Annotated in this window: 20 protein-coding genes; 11 read left to right on the forward strand and 9 right to left on the reverse strand. The window is 52.7% G+C overall.

Features of this window, described 5'->3' with window-relative positions; translation table 11 throughout:
• Nucleotides 1-442 precede the first annotated feature (442 nt).
• Both ACTRWH_RS03895 and ACTRWH_RS03900 read right to left on the reverse strand, forming a co-directional pair.
• Nucleotides 443-850 (reverse strand): PaaI family thioesterase, encoded by a 408-nt coding sequence (locus tag ACTRWH_RS03895; RefSeq protein ID WP_228209668.1) that lies wholly within the window; start codon nt 848-850, stop codon nt 443-445.
• Between the two features lie 143 nt (nt 851-993).
• The gene (locus ACTRWH_RS03900; RefSeq protein ID WP_228209667.1) at nt 994-1,326 is read right to left on the reverse strand and encodes a YdhR family protein; all 333 of its coding nucleotides are present in this window, start codon (nt 1,324-1,326) and stop codon (nt 994-996) included.
• An 832-nt stretch (nt 1,327-2,158) separates the two neighbouring features.
• Between ACTRWH_RS03900 and ACTRWH_RS03905 the strand changes: the two genes are divergently transcribed.
• From ACTRWH_RS03905 to ACTRWH_RS03915, 3 genes are all read left to right on the forward strand, one after another.
• Complete coding sequence (locus ACTRWH_RS03905; protein WP_085680654.1) at nt 2,159-3,097, forward strand: LysR family transcriptional regulator; 939 nt, start codon at nt 2,159-2,161, stop codon at nt 3,095-3,097.
• Nucleotides 3,098-3,287: 190 nt separating this feature from the next.
• Nucleotides 3,288-4,226, forward strand: coding sequence for a hypothetical protein (locus tag ACTRWH_RS03910; RefSeq protein ID WP_339807232.1), 939 nt, complete (start codon nt 3,288-3,290; stop codon nt 4,224-4,226).
• A gap of 116 nt (nt 4,227-4,342) precedes the next feature.
• Complete coding sequence (locus ACTRWH_RS03915; protein ID WP_151982193.1) at nt 4,343-4,966, forward strand: LysE family translocator; 624 nt, start codon at nt 4,343-4,345, stop codon at nt 4,964-4,966.
• 26 nt (nt 4,967-4,992) lie between these two features.
• Here ACTRWH_RS03915 and ACTRWH_RS03920 read toward each other — a convergent pair whose 3' ends face one another.
• Nucleotides 4,993-6,708: a protein adenylyltransferase SelO gene (locus ACTRWH_RS03920; protein ID WP_151982191.1), complete on the reverse strand. Its 1,716-nt coding sequence runs from the start codon at nt 6,706-6,708 to the stop codon at nt 4,993-4,995.
• 70 nt (nt 6,709-6,778) lie between these two features.
• Between ACTRWH_RS03920 and ACTRWH_RS03925 the strand changes: the two genes are divergently transcribed.
• The 3 genes from ACTRWH_RS03925 (at nt 6,779) to ACTRWH_RS03935 (ending at nt 8,871) form a co-directional block, all read left to right on the forward strand.
• Nucleotides 6,779-7,936 (forward strand): hypothetical protein, encoded by a 1,158-nt coding sequence (locus tag ACTRWH_RS03925; RefSeq protein WP_462825920.1) that lies wholly within the window; start codon nt 6,779-6,781, stop codon nt 7,934-7,936.
• 75 nt (nt 7,937-8,011) lie between these two features.
• On the forward strand, nt 8,012-8,338 hold the full coding sequence (locus ACTRWH_RS03930) for a rhodanese-like domain-containing protein (protein WP_036207216.1): 327 nt from the start codon (nt 8,012-8,014) through the stop codon (nt 8,336-8,338).
• A 389-nt stretch (nt 8,339-8,727) separates the two neighbouring features.
• Nucleotides 8,728-8,871: a hypothetical protein gene (locus ACTRWH_RS03935; RefSeq protein ID WP_199480839.1), complete on the forward strand. Its 144-nt coding sequence runs from the start codon at nt 8,728-8,730 to the stop codon at nt 8,869-8,871.
• 143 nt (nt 8,872-9,014) lie between these two features.
• Here the strand turns inward: ACTRWH_RS03935 and ACTRWH_RS03940 are convergent, their stop codons facing one another.
• The 3 genes from ACTRWH_RS03940 to ACTRWH_RS03950 form a co-directional block, all read right to left on the reverse strand.
• Entirely contained in the window at nt 9,015-9,962 is a 948-nt protein-coding gene (locus ACTRWH_RS03940; RefSeq protein WP_462825921.1) for a LysR substrate-binding domain-containing protein, read from the reverse strand.
• A gap of 18 nt (nt 9,963-9,980) precedes the next feature.
• Nucleotides 9,981-10,304 carry a thioredoxin gene (gene trxA / locus ACTRWH_RS03945; protein WP_036207214.1) on the reverse strand — a complete coding sequence of 108 codons (324 nt, stop codon included), beginning with the start codon at nt 10,302-10,304 and terminating at the stop codon, nt 9,981-9,983.
• A gap of 118 nt (nt 10,305-10,422) precedes the next feature.
• Complete coding sequence (locus ACTRWH_RS03950; protein ID WP_091643713.1) at nt 10,423-11,448, reverse strand: lipid A deacylase LpxR family protein; 1,026 nt, start codon at nt 11,446-11,448, stop codon at nt 10,423-10,425.
• 414 nt (nt 11,449-11,862) lie between these two features.
• Here ACTRWH_RS03950 and ACTRWH_RS03955 point away from each other — a divergent pair, with 414 nt between their 5' ends.
• Complete coding sequence (locus ACTRWH_RS03955) at nt 11,863-12,114, forward strand: hypothetical protein (protein ID WP_151982178.1); 252 nt, start codon at nt 11,863-11,865, stop codon at nt 12,112-12,114.
• Between the two features lie 49 nt (nt 12,115-12,163).
• On the opposite strand, the gene ACTRWH_RS03960 is transcribed toward ACTRWH_RS03955, so the two are convergent.
• A complete protein-coding gene (locus tag ACTRWH_RS03960) occupies nt 12,164-13,099 on the reverse strand; it encodes a LysR family transcriptional regulator (protein WP_151982176.1) in 936 nt (311 codons plus the stop codon).
• Nucleotides 13,100-13,219: 120 nt separating this feature from the next.
• Between ACTRWH_RS03960 and ACTRWH_RS03965 the strand changes: the two genes are divergently transcribed.
• The 3 genes from ACTRWH_RS03965 to ACTRWH_RS03975 are packed head-to-tail and all read left to right on the forward strand — an operon-like array spanning nt 13,220 to nt 16,004.
• Nucleotides 13,220-14,206, forward strand: coding sequence for a zinc-dependent alcohol dehydrogenase family protein (locus ACTRWH_RS03965; protein ID WP_151982174.1), 987 nt, complete (start codon nt 13,220-13,222; stop codon nt 14,204-14,206).
• Between the two features lie 2 nt (nt 14,207-14,208).
• Nucleotides 14,209-15,195 (forward strand): LLM class oxidoreductase, encoded by a 987-nt coding sequence (locus tag ACTRWH_RS03970; RefSeq protein ID WP_151982172.1) that lies wholly within the window; start codon nt 14,209-14,211, stop codon nt 15,193-15,195.
• Nucleotides 15,192-16,004 carry an SDR family NAD(P)-dependent oxidoreductase gene (locus ACTRWH_RS03975; RefSeq protein ID WP_462825922.1) on the forward strand — a complete coding sequence of 271 codons (813 nt, stop codon included), beginning with the start codon at nt 15,192-15,194 and terminating at the stop codon, nt 16,002-16,004. The genes ACTRWH_RS03970 and ACTRWH_RS03975 overlap by 4 nt, the downstream gene beginning before the upstream one ends.
• 96 nt (nt 16,005-16,100) lie before the next feature.
• Here ACTRWH_RS03975 and ACTRWH_RS03980 read toward each other — a convergent pair whose 3' ends face one another.
• Nucleotides 16,101-16,928: a DUF4437 domain-containing protein gene (locus tag ACTRWH_RS03980; protein ID WP_462825923.1), complete on the reverse strand. Its 828-nt coding sequence runs from the start codon at nt 16,926-16,928 to the stop codon at nt 16,101-16,103.
• A 144-nt stretch (nt 16,929-17,072) separates the two neighbouring features.
• Nucleotides 17,073-17,957: a LysR family transcriptional regulator gene (locus ACTRWH_RS03985; protein WP_151982166.1), complete on the reverse strand. Its 885-nt coding sequence runs from the start codon at nt 17,955-17,957 to the stop codon at nt 17,073-17,075.
• Between the two features lie 107 nt (nt 17,958-18,064).
• Between ACTRWH_RS03985 and ACTRWH_RS03990 the strand changes: the two genes are divergently transcribed.
• Entirely contained in the window at nt 18,065-19,237 is a 1,173-nt protein-coding gene (locus ACTRWH_RS03990) for an MFS transporter (protein WP_462825924.1), read from the forward strand.
• Nucleotides 19,238-19,276: the final 39 nt, after the last annotated feature.

Consider the following 19,276-nt stretch of genomic DNA (forward strand, 5'->3'; position numbering starts at 1 on the left):
TGTTGTACTAAATCCGGCGCATGCCCGCCTCAGCAACGGAACTACCTCCTTGTCCAGATGATTAGGCTGGCATGTATCACGCCATTTTCACTACTGGATCCGGTACAGGAATCGTTCCTGGATCGAAAAGAGAAAGCCCGGAGACGTCATTGGCACTTTCGGAGCTTATGGCTTGTCGTACTCTGACGCAGAACTCCTTGAAGACTTTCGTGCGGTCGGTGCAGCGATCCTTGCAAACAAGCACTTTAGGGGTGCTTCGCGCAGATTCCGAGCCCTTCCTGAATCTCTGTCGCGCCCGCCCATTTCAGCCAATACCTGCCAGTTTTTCAACGATTCGTGGATTTATCCGTTATCGAGCGCGCTCTCATGTCTGAACCATTGCCTCTAGCGCCAGACTGATAACCACCCTGCCCGCCTCTGAAAAAACCTTTGCGATGACTTGTCATGAGGCTATGACGCTGAACACTGCGCTGGCTCTCGCTATGCGCTTTGAACCGACATGGAAATAGCAGTTGGCGAACGCGGTATTGCGCCCGACTTTTTGAACGTCCGTATGAACCTCAATCCAATCTCCTTTTTCTGCTTTGCCCACATAATCCACGGTCTGGCTCGTGGTAACGATTGGCGTCGGCGGCTCTGTAGAGAACGCTGCACTATACCCCATAGCAATATCAGCGAGAGTACCCAAAAGACCCCCGTGGACGATGCCCCGAGCGTTGCAATGTTTCTCCTCTGCGACCAGCCCAATAACCAGGCCAGCTGCGTCCACTTTCTGGTAAATAGGGCCGAGCAATTCAGTGAACGGGCTCGTGCGTGACAGCGGTTCAAATCCTTCTCGTACTGCATTCATGCTCGATTCCTTTTCTTTACTCTTAACGCAAAGCCTTGCGGCAATCTTGGAGCCGCGAAGCTTTGGAAAGTTGTCCGGCAATAGCGCCTTTTACGGCTTTTCTGTTTCTCAGACTACCTTGGACTGGCCGCTCAACGGAACGACTAGGCGGCCGAACCAGCCTGCTCATCTGACAGAATCTCTTGCGTAACGTTGTCGACGACGACAGGAGTTTCGAAGTACGTCACCAAAGGATCTGTGCCGTACTTCTCGCGCACAAAAGCGCGCCAACTTTCGGTATACATTGCCTCAGCTTCTTCCTGCGAGTTCCAGAGGTAGACACCACCGGCCGTGCCGCCATCTTGCGACAAGACGTAGCATTTACGATAAAGGCCAGCTACGTCCTGATACTTCGGAGCCGTGCTCAGAAAAATAATTCGTGCCTCTTCCTGCGTAATTGGCGTTGACAAACGAAACGTAGTAATAACGGTGATCATTGGAGTTGCTTCCTATATGGTAAATACCGTGAGTGACGCCCAAGTGCATGCAGTCAGCGTACGCTACCGCACAGATATTCTCGCTAGCCTATCTAGCACCCAAGTCCTCAGAAATGGTTTATCTGAATCACTTCGTCGCTAAGAAGTTTCGAGATAATGGAGTTTCATCTTAAAATCTAATTGTTGAAAGGCTGGATTAGCTGGTTGATATTCTTTCCCACAATAAAAATAAAGTAAATAATTGTTAGTTCTGTTAGAGAGTTGATTATCGTATCAAGGTTTCCAAAAAGGCTTAAAGGCTTCATTTACCAAAGTCCCTGGAGCGAGGCCGACATCTTTCTCAATCAGGGATATATCCATGTTTCGAACTTTATTCCTTAACTGATGCCTGGTTCTGAATCTCGATCCCCACAACCTGACGGTAAGCAATATGAAATTCCCTTTTGAAGATATATAAGTAGTTAAAGCAGAGGCACTACTAAGTTGCAGATCGGAACCTTCAGCGTCAGATCTTTCCACGACTTTGTCCTTCTGTTTTTTATCTTATTTCCAAAATAAATGCATAGATCCGGCGGGTCCATCAATTGATTTTTCACGCATATTCAGTTTTTGTTGACGGGATTTCACTGGTTGTTTTTTTCGAGCTCGGTTATGGTAACGGTAAAGAAGCGGGTCTATGACTTAAGAGGCCGGCGGCTACTCGTCATCACCACCACACACTTTTGCCTCCGTGGTGTAGGTGCACTTTAGTCGTTGGGATCAGGTAGTACTAAGGCGTTAGTTTAGCTAGCCCTTTTCCCGACGTTCGCACTTTGCCAGAGAGGGGAATGTGATGAATATTCAGGTCGACAAACTTAGATCTTTTGTTCTGATCGCCGAAGAACGTAACCTGACGAAGGCTGCGGAACGCCGGTTTTCGACGCCAGCAGCGGTCAGCGCTCAGATTCGTCAACTCGAAGACGTCACCGGGTTAAAACTTTTTGAACGTACCTCGCAGGGCATGTTGCTAACGGAAGCTGGTCAAAGAATGCTGCCGCTGGCCTATCGAGTTATTGGTGACCTCGAAGAGTTTAAGTCCACGGCTAAGGCGGTGGCATCCAGCACAAGGAAGCGGCTGCTGCTAGGTCTGAATGCATTACCCGAATTGCTGAAAATGGACTCGATTTTGAAGGCTGTTTCAGCTTCGTTGCCTGATGTCTCTCCAGTCATCAAGACCAGTAATTCATTGGCTATTCAGGAAGATGTGTTCCGAAGACAATTGGACGCCGGATTTGTATACGGTGGCCGGGACCATCCCGAACTGTACCGGGAAGAACTCGGCCATATTGACGTAACCGTTATTGCGCCGGCCTCCAGCGACATCGAACAGCTTCCCGATCGGTTGGGAGAGCTGGCGAGCTTGCCCTGGGTGTTTCCGGCGGAACATTGCCCTTACCATCAAATGTTGAAGAAAATGCTCGGCGATGATAATGATCAAATACATGTTGTTGCCACTTCCGACGACGAATATTCTACATTGGCTATGGTTAGATCCGGTATGGGATTAGGCGTACTTGAACGCCAGCTTGCCACTGCGTCCGCCGCGCGCGGCGATATCCAGATTGTCGCCAGGGACAGAATGAAATTGCCAATTTACCTGGTGGCGAGAAAAGACCGTTACGAAAGTATTGAAGAGTTGGCGCTTTTTTTTAACCTGGTTCGTGAGCACTGGTCAATCAGAGGCTGCAACACCTGCCTCTCCCAGGAGAAGTTGGATGGTGTGCTGATTTAGTTAGCAGTGTCCGGAATCATTGAACCACTGCACAGCCAGTGGTATATCGGTTGCGGGCAGGAATTTTACCTCCGATCAATTCAGGGTAAGTCTATCCCCAATCTCTTCCAACAGAATTTTGATTCGCGTCACTCGCCTCAGATCTCGGTGCGTAAGCATCCACAATTGTGTTCTCAAAAGATAAGATCGGTTGAACCACCAGAACAAACGTAACGAACCCACCAATCAGCTGCATCAAACATTTGTTAATAACAGTCGTATATTAATAGATGGATTCCGTACTGCTCCGATTCATATATTTGAAGTTCAAGCTTTCAAGGAGCAAATTATGAAGATCCTCGCCATGCTAGTGGTTGCATTAGGTATCGGAATCGCAGGCTGCGACCAATCGATTGAAATCAATACCGCTGGAACCGATCGCTCGGATACGAACTGGTACATTGCTGATGGAGAAATAGCAACACAACTCAACGGCTCAACTGAGTATGTTGATTTTACACTAATACAGAAACGTTCGAGTGGCTCTGTTGTTTCCGGTTTCGTTCTATACGATGTGCATCATCGCGGATACAACATGCTGATACATCGAAGAACAAAAACTGAGGCAGGTCTGAAAGAAAGCTGGAGCTTCCACGAAATTCAAAATGGAAAATCAGAGGTTAGCTGTATGGAGTCACTCAACGACTACTTTACCCTTCCTGCCACCCTTAGAATGGTTGCCTGGACTCATGCCCCTTTCGACAACATTGTAGCTCCCAACGCCCACCCTACGATAAGCACTTGGACAAAAGGGGAAATACCCGTAGTAAACTCCAGTCTATTCAAACTAGAGCAGAAAATAGACCGGATAACCCGGATGCCGGAGAACTTCAGGCTGTGGTCATCAACCGGAAAAGTCGTTCAAATGGGAAAAGTTACGCAAATGGCCCTGATTGATCAGCTATACATGCCTGTGAGCATTAAGATCGTAACAAATGAACAGGAGGTCAGTGTCATGCTTCGAAATGGTGCCGTATTAAGTAACACAGAGAGCGCTAACGGTATCGAGGCTTATCGTCGATATATAGAATCACCAACCGCAACCTGTGTCTCCCCACATTTTTCAAATGACCAGTTGAAACAGCTCTAGATGAGTTATGCTGCTGGGCAAACATCTAGTCACGATTCTCTGCGGTAAAGCGTCCTGAATAATAACCATCATAAAAGAACCCGGCCAAAGGCCGGGTCCCCTAACAAGGACACGCTATGACTCTTGAGATCTGGATAACCTTTGTATCTGTGGTCTTCATCTTTGCCATCATCCCCGGGCCAACTGTGATCTTGGTGCTTGGTCAGTCTATCAGTCACGGGAAAAAATCTGTTATTCCACTGGTTTCTGGCGTTTTAATTGGTGACTTGGTGGCAATGACGTTGTCCTTGATTGGTCTAGGTGCTGTTTTAGCGACGTCAGCGACGCTTTTCCTGATCCTAAAATGGTTTGGGGTTGGGTATCTGGTTTACCTTGGTATAAAAGTCTGGCGCGAAGTGCCTCAGCGTGATTTGCCGTCGTTATCAGCTCCAGGGATGTCATCAGCGAACCTGTTCAAGTCCTCTTTTCTCGTTACAGCACTGAACCCAAAGGATATTGTCTTTTTCGTTGCTTTTTTTCCTCAGTTTGTTAATCCCGAAGTACCGGCTGTTCCACAGCTACTCATATTAATGGTGACGTTTTTGGGCGTCGTCTCGATATCTATTACATCATTTGCGCTCTTCGCCGGGGCAGTTCGCCATAAGCTTCAAAGCCTCCCGGCCCGAAGACGGCTCAATAGACTGGGAGGCATGGCAATGTTTGGCGCTGCTGCGTTTACATCAACGATGCAGCGAAGTTAAGAAATTTCCGGCTGCGCGGAAACCCGTCACGACGAGCAGCTGTAATGCGAACAACCGCCAACCTCAAAGAGCTCCAGCGGCTTCAGCCTGTAGTATGTTTTCTCTACTGCCTCTGATTGCTCAGCGTACGGCTGCGTCATCACGTCCTGCAGTTCTCGCAGCAAAGCGTAATTACCCTCTGCCGCTTGCTGATAGGCGGGCACAACGAACCACTCTCTCAAGCTGTACTTCGGGTTAACGAGCTTCATCTGACTGGAAAGCTCCTCAGGCGTGCCAGGCTGAATCAGCGATTGCCAATTTGTGAGCCACGCTGACCAACGCTTGTCTAGCCCTTCGGGATCTGCAGCATAGGTCGAGCCTTTGTAGAAGCTTTTCTTAAGCGGCTCAATGTCATCTGGCAACGATGAGAGTTCCCGGAAGAACATTGTGTAATCAACAGGCGTCTGCATCATCAGTGTTGCCAGCTCGCGGAATAAAGCCGCGTCAAACGCGTCGAGTCCGAGTTTGGCCGCCCACATCGTCTCCATTTGCGCCTGCATCACCTTTGGGAAATCACTTTGAATGTCCTCCAGCTGCTGTAGACACTCTGGATGCCCTGCCAACAAAGGCCGAACCGCCGAACAGAACGAGTAGAAATTGCGTTCGACTGCTGCTGGTTGGTTGAGGAACGCGAAGTGATTTCCCCCGCCCGTCCATGGCTGGTACTGCGGATCAAACACATCGCAGAACCCGAAGGGTCCATAGTCGAGCGTGAAGCCGCCCGCGGCACAGTTGTCGCTGTTGAAGTTACCCTGGCAGTAGCCAACACGGATCCAGTTGGCGACAAGCGAGGTCAGTCGTCTGCGGAACTCATGTGCGAGCGACACCACTTTTTCAGCTGTGGTCCGCGACCGATCGATAACGTCATCGTACTCGCGATCAATCAGGTGCAATACGATCCTCTCGAGCTCCTCCATCGCCTGCGGGTGTTCCTGCTTGCGGGCACGACGACTAAAGAGCTCCAGCTGCCCTACCCGAATGAACGAAGGTGCAACACGTGTCGAGATGGCCACTGGCTCGGATACGAGAATATCGGGATCTACCGAGCGTGAACCCTCCGAATACCAGGGGCGCCTGACTTTCTCGGTTGTCGACACGTACAGACTCAGAGACCGTGACGTGGGAACGCCCAGCGCGTGCATATGCTCTTGGGCCAGGAACTCCCGCACACTGGAGCGCAGAACTGCCCGGCCGTCTGCGCCGCGGCAGTAGGGCGTGCGCCCTGCCCCTTTTAACTGCATTTCCCAGCGCTGCTTGTTGATGACAGCCTCGAGCACGGAAATCGCGCGGCCGTCGCCGTAGCCATTGCCAGTCTGGAACGGGCATTGTTGGTAGAATTCGGTGCCGTAGATGGAAAGTGCGTAGCCACACGCCCACCCCACGTTGCGCAGAGGCTCCGGAACATGCGACAAGTCGCCGGAGAACATACGGATGAAGTCGCTGGACTGCGCCATGCTGTCGGCGAAACCCAGTTCGTGAAACAGGTTTTTCCCATGGGCGACGTATTCGGGGTTTTCGATGGGCGTGGGGCTAACCGGAACATAGTGGCCCGAGAAGACTTGTCTTGGCGCGTGATCAGCTCCGTTTGCTTTCCCCTCAGGGTCGCAGTTGAGCGTGTCCATGAGTGAATAGTCTGCCAGCGGTGCGAGATCGTCGAGGGTCGCGACCGTTGTAGGCATTTCCAAATGATGTCGCGTTAACATAATAGGGACTCCTCTTTATCTATCATACACTTCTAACTCACGGATACAGATTCAGGGACGACATTGAACCATGGGTAAACAGCGCTTTCGTTACTCTGCCAGCATTCTCAAACCCAGCCACCTGTTTGCAACAATCGGAGCCTTGCTGACGATTTTGCTTGGAAGTCTGCTGCTATTGGCACTGCCCAACCTCGGTGAACTGGACTTCAGCCAACTATACCTGGACGAACACGGTAACGTGCCTTTCGAACTGCACCTAATTGCGTTGTGTCTGCTGCTGGGTTGCGTCGTGGCGTTTGTTAATCGCCGGGTCTGGCTGGAACTGGACAGCGAGAATCTGACGATTCACATCCCGCGGTTGACCGGCCTCGGGCTAATGGGATTCACCACCGGAGACCACCGCATTCCGTTAAATACTATTCGGAAAGTTGAGCTGACCGCCGTTACGGGATTTCGGAATATGGCTCAGGCACTTCAGCAGTCAAAACTCAGTCTCGTTACCGACAGGCGGACCTATCGTCTGCAACCCTACCATTTTTTGAGAGAGGGCCACCCGGATCACCGTATCGGCATGGGCAGCGCCTTTGGAAAGCCCAAGGCGAGATTGGAATCCATCATTACCGAGGCCCCTCTTGTCAAAGCTCTGTCCGGAATCACCGGCAACGTGGAGTTTACGTCGACCCAAACTGATCGAACCGGGCCATTGGCTAACCATTTCAACTTATTGAAACACAAAGGCATGGTGCTACAGCTAATTCTGCTGGCTGTGCTCGGCACCTATGCTCTCGTTGACTACGTACTGCTCACCAACTATCTCGTGATTGGTGACTTGCCACTTTGGCCATTCATTTCAACCGGGCTGCTGCTCGGTGTTTTGGGGGTTCAACTGGGTAAAGGTGCTCCCCGAGCAGAGCGCTTCGGCCTTGCTGCCCTGCTCTGTGTCATCGCCCTCGCCGCCACCTATCCCGGTCTTCAGCGGTACGCGTTGGTGGTATCCCCCGAACCACTGACTGTTGCCTACGACAACACTGAAACCGGCTACTTTGAACATTCGCATTACCCTGCGATTGACCAACGGGAAAGCAGTATCCCTGAATATTGGCAGATCCTTCCCTCAGAAGTGACTTACACCTTCTTCCTGCATGAATCGGAGCTGGGCTTTGTCCTGATTGATATGGCGGCCGTTTACGAGAAAAGCCGTGCTTTCTATCGGGAGGATGGCCGCTAACGACCTTGAAATCGCGTCTCAAACCATCACAGTCAGATAATGAGGTAGCCATTTCCTTAACGAAGGAGAAACGCTATGAAGAGTATTAGCCGTGACGACCTCAAACAGATGAACGAAACTGAGCACGAAGATTTTGTGCTCATCAATGTCCTGCCGAGGGATGCCTTCAACCGAGAACATATCCGCACATCCATCAGTGTTCCTGTGGAGGAACCGTCCTTTTTGGAGCAGGTCGAGGCAGTTACCGGCAGCAAAGATCGGAAAATTGTTGTCTACTGCGCGAACTTCGAATGTGATGCTTCTCCCAAGGCTGCCAAGAAGCTGGAAGATGCCGGCTTTACGGAAGTCTACGACTATGAAGGCGGCACCGAGGACTGGTTTAGCCGGAAACGTGCCGCTTGACCGGTTGTAGTAGTGGAGGATGAATCTCAAGGGCTGCTCAACAGGGGCAGCCTTTTTTATGACATACGCACATGCTTCGGCCTAATCCGACGGTGATTCCCCGGCGGAGGTCGTCATCAACCAGGAACCGGGTCAAACGTGCGAGGCAGGAGGGGTTTGCCCGTGTGAATCCACCCCAGTAGGTGCATTTAACGACCCCGGAATACTTATTCGCACCTCGCCGGCCGCCCAGGGCCCTACTGGCTTTGGTGGCTCTGAACCCATCATCGCGTGTGATGTTCTGTATATCGCGAGGCAATTTTTTCTGCAGCCGGGAAACAGAGAGAATTCCAATCAAGCCAATGAGGCGACGTTGTCTAATCTAATTCTCTTAGAAGGTGCAATATCCCATGAACGCAATCAACAAGTTCTTTCTCGTTTTTTCTGTACTCGTTTTCTCTGCATTCGCGCAAGCCGAAGGTGTTAGCCAGAGTGATATCGAGCGCGGCAATAATCCTGCAGTTGAAACTGTCGAACTGGGCACTGGCAACTAAGCCGTCCGAAACGATAATGAGCGGCCTGTTGGCCGCTCAAACATTTTTCTCAGAACCTTCCCTCATCGAAATACCGGGTGAAAATGAGAGGCAATCGGGCGTCCAACGACGGCGATGTCGTTCGGCGCTGGTGCATATCAGGTCTAGACCGCCTTCAGGTGCCGGCCACAGGGCGAATTGGTCATGATGTCGTGCCAGCGAGTCTGGAGCAGTCTTTCGATATGATTCCTGATCCAGATAATCCCCGGTTCTCTATCATGGCGTGCGTGCCAGATGAGGTAGAGGCTGGTTGGGTCCACATCGAAGGGTAGCTCCCCCATCCATAACCCATCGACGAACCCGCAGTCCTGGCTGATCAACTCAGGAACGGCCGCGATGAGATTGGACTCCCTTAACACTTGAGGAACGGACGCAAAATGGTTCATTGTTGCGGCGATACGCCTGCTCTGCCCTTTTTGATCAAGATAACTGTCAACAGAACCGTGGGCGTCGCCCGACATGGTAACCAACAGATGGCGGGCTTCCAGAAACTCTTCCATGGTGATTTGCCGGCCTGCCAGCGGGTGGTCTGCCCGCATTGCGAGAACAAATCCGCTATCAAGAAGCCAGGTACTCCGCAAACTGTAATCGTGCTGGTTAAGCACGCCAATCGCGAGGTCAACGTGAGCTGATCTCAGGTCGTCGTAGCTCCCTTCAGGTGTATAGGGAACGGCGTGTACGTCCACGCCCGGCGCCTCACGCTCAAGCAAGTCAATAAGCTGACGCCAGATCATCTCGACGATGACGTCGGTTACTGCAATGCGAAACGTCCGCCGGGCGGAGGCCGGGTCAAACTGCGTAGCGCTGACGGCGTTTGTCAGCGCGAACATAGGGTCACCCACCTGATCCCATAGACTGAGCGCATAGGAGGTGGGTTCGATGTTGCGGCCCTTTCGCACAAAGAGCGGATCATTCCAGATCTGGCGCATCCTGGAAATCGCATTTGATACCGCAGGCTGTGTCATGGCCAGGCGATCCGCCGCACGAGTCACTGAACGCTCCGTCATAATGGCATCGAAGATGTACAGCAACTGGAGCTCTTGAGTTTTCATAGTAAGTTCTCGGCGTAACTATAAGTGCCCTTTAACGAACGTTCTCAACTGGCTGAGGCTCCCTGCCCCGGCATGTTGGGCAATCACATCGCCATCCTGAAACAGGGCCAATGTTGGAATGCCACGGATACGCATTTTTGCAGTAATCTCCGGGCTATCATCCACGTTGACCTTGGCAACGGTCAGTTGCTCACTGAACTCATCGGCGATGTCCTCAAGCAGCGGGGCTACCGTCTTGCAAGGGCCACACCAGGGTGCCCAGAAGTCAACCAGAACTGTCCGGTCGCTCTGAACAACCGCTTCTTCAAAATTCGCATCGGTTACATGAACAATGGTCGTCATAATATCTGCTCCTGAATGGAATTGCTCACTTTCAATACTGGGTCCTCCAAGCTGATAGCACTAATTTCAGTGCCATATAGATCCCATTTCTCACAATGATGGGTTGGCATAGAGCCCGTTAAAGGCGCTTACTGAATACCAGCCCACCCCACGCAAGCGTGCGGTTTCCGGTCCCGCTCTTAATTTCGGAGCTCTGGACCCGGAGCACGTAACTCAACTCGGTGCCAGCGACGAAACTGTGGGTATAGCCCGCCCAGATTTCCGCCAGGAGCACGTTAAGGTCGTTGGCACCCAGTTCGTGGTCGGAGTGCCTGAATTGGCCTTGAAGGAACGCATTGTAGGCCCGAGCTTTAACAGACACGCCGCCCCAGAAATAGTGCTCCCGGCCGCCAGGGGCCGCGACTCCCGGCGCTCGTTCGCCGTAGGCCATAAGCTCAGGGTTGAAACGATTGTCCGGGGAGGAAATGAGCCCATCCCGAAAAACAAGCGCGGCACCAAACTCAGTCAAATAACCCACCGACCCGAAATACGTGACTTTGAATTGCTGGTCCGGCCGGCTTTCATCCAGATACTGATGATAGGCAGCGGAGTATCGGAATGTTGGTTCCCCGCCATTGGAGACCTGATGGTCCCAGCCGTTGGCACGGTCACTTCCTACCACCTTGTGAACCGCATTCTGACCCGATTTAAAAACATCCAGGCCCAGCACTCCGACGGTCATCGAGGTGGTCCACCCGGAATCGTCACTCAGGGTCCTGTAACTATGGCTTGACGATAAATAAACGAGGCTGCTGTAGGGACGATCATCCCGATCGATATCCCTCGCCTTGATTTCCTCAGGGGTGAATCCGTAGATGCCAAATTCCAGGGCTGCACTTTCGGGCTCGTTAATATCTGCGCCAATACCCGACAACACGAACCTGTCCAGGTTTTGGCTGATTCCGGAAACCGGATTTTCCAGGAAGTCCTCCGAGTTTGAGGAATAGGTTATGGCCACACCTGCGGTGTAATCCCGATCGGTTTGGGTGGGTGCAAAAAGATCATTGTCCGTAGAAAGCGCAATGACAGAATCAGAGTTCTCAGCATGAGCCATCGGAGACAAAACCAGAACAGTGAGAAAAAGTACAAGCAGACGATGAGACATGGCCAACTCCGAAAGGCGATAGGTCGGAAACAAGTTGGCTGCTATTTTTCAACTGAACGCCTTGCGCGACTAATCAGGGCTCAATATTGAAAACATCATGTATTTTGATGAATAGGTGTTTGTACTGCGATTTTTACATCATTGTCGGCGGGGCGCGTTCTATAAAATTATTTAAGTTAGTCGTTTAACATATTGTATTTAATTTATTTCCATGCATTTCGATAAAATCAGTCAAGATAGGAAACATCGAAGTAAGTCGCCGAAAAGCTCTATTTATCAGTTTTGGTGATGTGACTCATGTGGCCTCCTGATTATTCGTGACCTCTCTTCAAGCTCATACTCCACTCCATCTGATCTCGCGCCGATTGGCGAAACGGAGATCAGCCTTCGCTTATCAAAACTGGAGAACATGTTATGCGTACAACTGTACTGGTTGCCCTTACATCACTCTTGGCCGCTGCTGCGCTGCCTGCACACGCGACCCTGGCTGATCGGAAATCCGACGAGACTCATTTTGAAAACGCTCAACCGGCCCCGTACAGCGGCCAGCTCGTCATACGTGGTGAGATACAGGATCGTGATGCAGCAGGCCGTTCAGCAGGACCTGCCCCCTACAGCGGTCACATCGTTATCCGAGGTGAAGTGCGGCCTGAAAGCCACGGTTGAGCGAGAAGTCTTTCTTTGCGTCTTGGCACCAGGGACGGTGCGTTTTTTGTCAATCCGCTTCGGATGGCGTTACCGCCTCTCCCTCCAACCACGGTGGACGGTTACCAATCCGCTCCAACAGGAAATCAATAAAGACCCGTACCTTCGCCGTTAAAACATTAGATTTGGGATAAACCAGCCAGAGCGCCGGCTCTGCGTCCATCCGGAAGTCTCCAAGAACCTGTACCAGTGTGCCCTCCGAAAGTTCACGATGAACACTCCATAAAGCATGCATGGCAATGCCAGCGCCTGCCATGGTGGCGATCTTATAACTTAGCCCGTCATCAATGATCAGGCGGTTACCAGGCGCACGCGGGTTGAATTTACCCTGTTCACCATCTGGGCCAATCAGGTTGATGGTCGCCTGGGATTTAAACGCAATCAGTTGGTGGGAACAAAGGTCGTCGGGATGCTTCGGTGTGCCCCACTTCGCCAGGTACTCCGGGGAGGCGCACAACAATCGCCTGTCGTCTGCCAGTTTACGAGCCTTTAAATTACTGTCTGGAAGCACCGAGTCCCGCAATGCCAGGTCAAAACTTCCCTGGATAAGATCAAGCTCCATATCCGACAGTCGCAAGTCCAGATTGATGCCTGGGTAAAGCTCCAGAAACTCCGGCATCAGCGGTAACACATACTGCTGGGCAAACGTGCTGGATGCAGTCAATCTCAATGTCCCAGCCACATGTTCATTGCCGAACCCCATCGCCGCCAGTGCTGCATTCTCCTGCGCCAGTATTTCTCTGGCGAAGGGTAAAAATTCTGCTCCCTCAGTGGAAAGCGCTACTTTCCGGGTTGAGCGTCGCAAAAGGTCTGCCCCAACTGCATTCTCAAGTTTCGCGAGCCTGGCACTGGCAACTGCTGGAGGCATTCCCAATTCCCGGCCCGCAGCGCTGATGTTGAGTTTTTCCGCCGCCAGAACGAACAGTTTAATGCCTTCGGTATCCACAGTTTTATATCCATTTAACGAATACTGAAAACCATTATTGGCCATTTATTGCGATTATGCGAACCATTAATCTTGTCGATAGAGTTTTGACCAACCCAAGCAATGAATTGGAGGTACACGATGAAAGCAATGGTTCTTAATCAGTACGGTGAACAGTCGGCATTCGAATCGGCAGAGGTGGCCAAGCCTTCCGCACAACCGGGCCAGGTGATCGTGCGTGTTGCGGCAACGAGTATCAATACCGTCGATACGATGATTCGCCAGATGGGGAAGGATCTTCCGCTGTCACCCGACCTGCCTGCTGTTCTTGGCATGGACTTCGCAGGAACGATTGAAGCCGTAGGCGAAGGCGTGACCGATTTCGCTCCCGGTGATGAAGTGTATGGCTGTGCTGGCGGGCTGGCCGATCTGCAGGGCGCCCTCGCCGAGTTTATGCCTGCCGACGCACGGCTGATTGCCCATAAGCCCAAGAGCCTGTCTATGCGTGAAGCGGCGGCGTTGCCGTTGGTTGGCATCACTGCATTCGAGGGTCTTCAACGTGCGGGTGTCAAAGCCGGGCAGAACGTACTTGTGCATGGCGGTACCGGCGGCGTAGGCCATCTAGCGGTCCAACTTGCGAAGCATTTCGGCGCCAATGTTTACTCCACTGCCACGGGTGCTAAAGCATTCAGCATCATCGAAGGCTACGACGCCACGCCAATCGATTACATGACTGAATCCGTTGCCGACTATGTCGAAGCCCACACATCCGGTGCCGGGTTCGATGTGGTTTTCGATACAGTTGGTGGCGCCAATATGACCAACAGCTTTGAAGCGGCTGCCCTGAATGGCCATGTGACTACGACTGTCGCCATGGTTGAACTGGATCTGACCACCGCGCACTTCAAAGGGCTGTCGATTCATGTCGTGTTCATGTTGATTCCCATGCTGCACAACCATCATCGGGAAGCGCACGGCAACATTCTGGAGCAGTTGGCGCAGATCGTGGATCAGGGTGCCGTTAAACCCCTCCTGGATGAGCAAGGCTTCAGTCTTTCTGAGGTCGGACAGGCCTACGATCGCCTGACCAGTGGCCAGGCGGTTGGCAAGGTCGTCGTGGAGGTTTGACAATGCCGGCACTGAACGAGAGCACAAAGACATTTGCCCCTATCAATCGCGGCTACAATCAGGTGTTTCAGCCGAATCGGTTGAGTATTGGCGTCATTGCTCCGCTGGAGAGTTATACCAGCGGACCTGTGCCTACGATGGAGCGTCACCTTGAACGTGTGCGGTTGGCCGAGAAGGCCGGTTTTTCCGCGGTATGGTTGCGTGATGTCCCCTTCAATGTGCCCTCGTTCGGTGATGCCGGCCAGGTGTTCGATCCGTTTGTTTACCTCGGTTTTCTGGCGGGGCAAACCGAGCGGATCGCCTTGGGCGTAGCGAGCCTGATATTGCCGCTTCGCCACCCTGCGCACGTCGCGAAAGCCGCAGCAAGCGTCGATCAGCTCTCCGGTGGTCGGTTGATACTCGGAATCGCATCTGGCGATCGCCCCGAAGAATACCCTGCTCTCAACGAGACCTATGCGAACCGGGGCCAGCGTTTTCGGGACAGTTTCGAGTACATCCGCAGGATGGCCGATAGTGCGCCGGCATTCGAAAACCGTTATGGCCAAACGAACGGTGAGATGGACCTGCTTCCCAAGCCAGCGGCAGGGAAGATTCCGATGTTGATTACCGGCGGAAGCCAACAGGAGCCGCAATGGGGGGCGCGCAACAGTGATGGCTTGATTACTTACCCGCGGAATATTGACGACCAGGCAAACGCCGTGAGGTCGTGGCGTGACGGTATTCCTGGTAAAACAGAAGCCTCAAAGCCCGTGATGCAATCCCTGTACATCGATTTGCTGGCAGATCCCGATGCACCGCCTCAGCCCATTCATCTGGGCTTCAGATCGGGCATAAAGTTTCTGAAGACTTACCTTAAATCGCTCGAAGAAATTGGTGTAAACCATGTTGCATTGAACCTGCGATTCAATCAGGCGGATACTGAACAAACGATCCTGTACCTCGCCGAAGACCTGCTCCCCGAATTCGCGGCACAAGGACACAAACCATGACCAAAAAAATTCTGATCACCGGCGCCACTGATGGAATCGGCCTGGAAACCGCAAAGCGTCTCTATTCCGAAGGCCACACGTTGCTTTTACACGGACGAAACGCGGAAAAGCTGGAGGCGACAGAAAAAAAGTTGGCAGACAGTACAGGCGCTGGACTGATCTACACCTATAAGGCGGATCTGTCGCGTTTGGCGGAAGTGGATTCTCTGGCAAATGCCATCACCAGAGAATATGGCCAACTGGACGTCATCATCAACAACGCCGGAGTCATGCGTGTTCCTGAAACAATCACCCAGGACGGACTGGATGTCCGGTTCGCCGTGAATACGGTTGCGCCGTACCTACTGACAAAACACCTGTTACCAATCATGAGGCCCGGTTCACGGGTGGTAAACCTGTCGTCGGCCGCACAGGCTCCGGTGGAACTTGACGCCCTACGGGGAAAAAACCGGCTTCTGGACGACATGTCAGCCTATGCTCAAAGCAAGCTGGCGTTGACCATGTGGAACAATGCGATGGCAGCGTCGCTCGGCAATCGGGGGCCAGTCTTTGTCGCCGTAAACCCAGGCTCACTGTTGGCATCAAAGATGGTGAAAGAGGGGTTTGGCGTTGCCGGAAAAAGCCTATCGATTGGCGCCGATGTTCTCGCCAGGGCCGCGCTTTCAGACGAATTTGCCAATGCGTCAGGCCACTATTTTGACAACGACAAAGGTCAATTCGGCCCGCCCCATTCCGACGCACTGAATGAAGAGAAGTGCGCTGCGGTTTTAGCGGTTATCGAAGAGCTGGTTGGCCGCGAAAAGTCATAAAATACTCCTGGGCTAATACCTGTAGTCGAAGCCGCAGGTAGCCTGAGCGGGTCATTGCCGATGATCTCGACATGACCCACGATCACGGTAATTTCTCTACTTTACGGTGTACCGGCTGTTCGTACGGATATAAAGGGTCGCTACCCTATCGCTGTCGTTTGCTATTCGGTGCGTGAAGCGCCCTGTCGATTCGATATAGCTTCCAGCCTCGAGGTGCTTTTCAGTATCCAGACCCTTTGCCTGGTAGGTAACCTCGCCACCGATCACAACCGCGCGAAATTCGCTGGCATTCGTACTGATTTCTCCCTCAAAGCCGGACGCAATCTTGATCATTGAGCCGCCCACATCGGCATCACTATCCCATACGAACGTGGCTTCCACGTTGTCCGCTTCAATATTGTGTAGCTCACTGTTATTGAGCCAGACAATATTGGTTTCATGCAGGTTGAGCGGGCGTTCGCCGTTATCAAATTTCTCGTCGGAAGGCTTAACCAGATAGGGACCGGAGTCTATCTCCAGGTAAATCAGATTGGTGTCGCCATTTGCCGCGGTTGTATGATCTTCGCCGGCTGGCTGTGTCCAGAAAGACCCGGGCGGCATCCACATTTTTTGTGCATCTGGGTCGTCGTTATGCATCAGCCCTTCGATGACAACGCCGCGATACGTAATGTTGTGAATATGGGGAGGAGACTCAAAACCCTGCTTGAACCGAACGAGCATTCCGGTGGCGCTGTCGGTCGTGCGATCTCCCCATAGGTCTGCCGCACCAGGGCTCAGTACGCCGCGAAGAGGATTAAGATACCCCCACTCAACGTCATCAGCCGGCACAACTTTCACGAGAGAACCGCTGTTTTCGGTGTCGGCATTCACCACCGTCGCGGTACCGGCAACCATCAGTGCACAAAACAGCCTGCTGGAAAACATTTGATAGCTCCACTTTAAATATGATGAGAGCTACAAGCCTAGTCGCCGCGATATCGGATAAAAACGGGCAGTTTCCGATTTTAGTTTTCGTAAAAATGAAGTAATTCCCGGGGAACTTTCGTCATTAAGGGGAGCGTAACGTCGTTACAGGCTTTTCCAGCGTGCACTGAAGAAATCCAGAAACACTTGAATGCGCGCAGACAGTGTTGTGTTCCTGTAGTACACGGCGTTGACCAACTCCCTTGGATTGGGGCGCACCAGTTGATCCCCCATCAGTTCCACCAAGTCGCCTCGTTCAAGGTCCTTGTCGATCATGAACCGTGAAAGATACGCCAGACCGTTTCCGCCGAGGCAGAGTTGGCGTACAGCTTCTCCACTACTGGCTCGTACCGTCGGCCTGATTCGTAGCCCTTCGCCAAAATGCCATACATTCAAAGCTTCCGGTGCGGTGAAGCCGATGGTGTCGTGGCCAGCGAGTGATTCCGGCGAGTCGCAGCCACCACGCCGCTTCAGGTACTCCGGCGAAGCCACCACTGACAGCGGAGACCGACCCAATGCCTTGGCATGGAGCGTCGAGTCTTCCAGGCTTCCGATTCGGATAGCCACATCAATCCGGCGCTCCAGCAGGTCGACAATCTGATCACTTGCCGTCAATTCCAGTTCAATGTGCGGATAGGCGGCTCGAAACTCCCGGACATGAGGCACGATCTGATGCAACAGGAATGGGTTAGCGGCGTCCACCCGTAGGCGGCCCGCCGGCCTTTGTTTACGTATGGCCAATTGCTCTTCGGCCTCTTCCAGCGAAGCCAGGCCATCTCTTACCTTCGCTACAAACAGCCGCCCTTCCTCGGTCAGCCCCACTTTGCGGGTGGTTCGGTTCAGCAGCGTTGTATTCAAGCTCTGTTCGAGGCGGGAGACCGCTCGCGACACCCGGGTCACAGATACGTCAAGTTGTTCTGCCGCGCTACTGAAGCTTCCGCTGTCCACCACTGACAGCAGGAAGTGAAGGTCGTCCGATCGGCTTTTCATTTCATTTTCCGCAAAAGTATTTTTTAAAAACCACTGTTTATCGCAAAAGTATGCGGCCGCAAACTAGGCATCGTCAATTCATTCCCGCTCACTGCTAAGGAGCCGCTATGCCCATTGCACTTTTCGCACTCACTTTGAGTGCCTTTGCGATTGGGACCACCGAGTTTGTCATTGTCGGACTGGTTCCCACCATTGCCCAGGATCTGGGCGTTACTCTCCCGTCTGCTGGCCTTCTGGTCAGTTTGTACGCGCTCGGTGTTGCTATAGGTGCACCGGTACTCACCGCCCTGACCGGCCGTTGGAATCGTAAGTTGGTGCTGCTTTCGCTGATGGGGCTGTTCATCATCGGTAACATCCTGGCCTGGATGGCGCCGAATTACAGCTCACTGATTACCGCCCGAATTCTCACCGGCCTTGCACACGGTGTGTTCTTCTCAATCGGTTCGACCATCGCCACTAGCCTGGTACCGAAAGAGAAAGAGGCCAGTGCCATTGCCATCATGTTCACCGGGCTTACCGTTGCCCTGGTAACGGGCGTTCCTCTGGGAACCTTTATCGGACAGACGTTCGGGTGGCGAGCCACCTTTCTGACCGTTGCCGTAATGGGGACCATCGCGTTGATCGGCAGTGCCTTTTTGGTGCCCAGGAACCTGAAACAGTCGAAGCCGGCAACCCTGCGTCAGCAGCTTGAGGTCATTACTCACCCGAGACTGCTGCTGGTGTACGCGATGACCGCCGTTGGGTATGGCGGTACGTTCACGGCATTCACCTACCTGACCCCGATCCTCGAAGACGTCACCGGTTTTGCCTCCGGCATGGTCGGCCTTCTGCTGCTCGTTTACGGTGTGTCTGTGGCCGCTGGAAATATCTGGGGTGGTAAGCTGGCCGATCGTTTTGGGCCAACCTCAGCGCTGTACATCGTTTTTGGCGGCCTGGCGGCCATCCTGTTTGTACTGACCTTCAGCGCTTACAACCCGGTTACAGCCGTGATCACCCTTCTGGTTTGGGGTGCATTTGCCTTCGGCAATGTACCAGGCTTGCAGGTGTATGTGGTCCAACTGGCTGAACGTTACACTCCGCATTCCGTGGATGTTGCTTCCGGCCTGAACATCGCGGCCTTCAACATTGGGATTGCCGTCGGCGCCTGGCTCGGAGGCCATGTGGTGGCCGACATGGGGCTGATGAACACGCCCTGGATTGGCGGCGTGATTGTTCTCAGTGCGCTGCTTCTGACCCGCATTTCCGCCACCTTGGACAACCACGAAACGGCTACCGCCTGATCTCTGAATGGCCTCCCGAAGGGGAGGTCATTGACGTGT

The organism is Marinobacter sp. G5_S1_61_S3, from assembly GCF_054968585.1.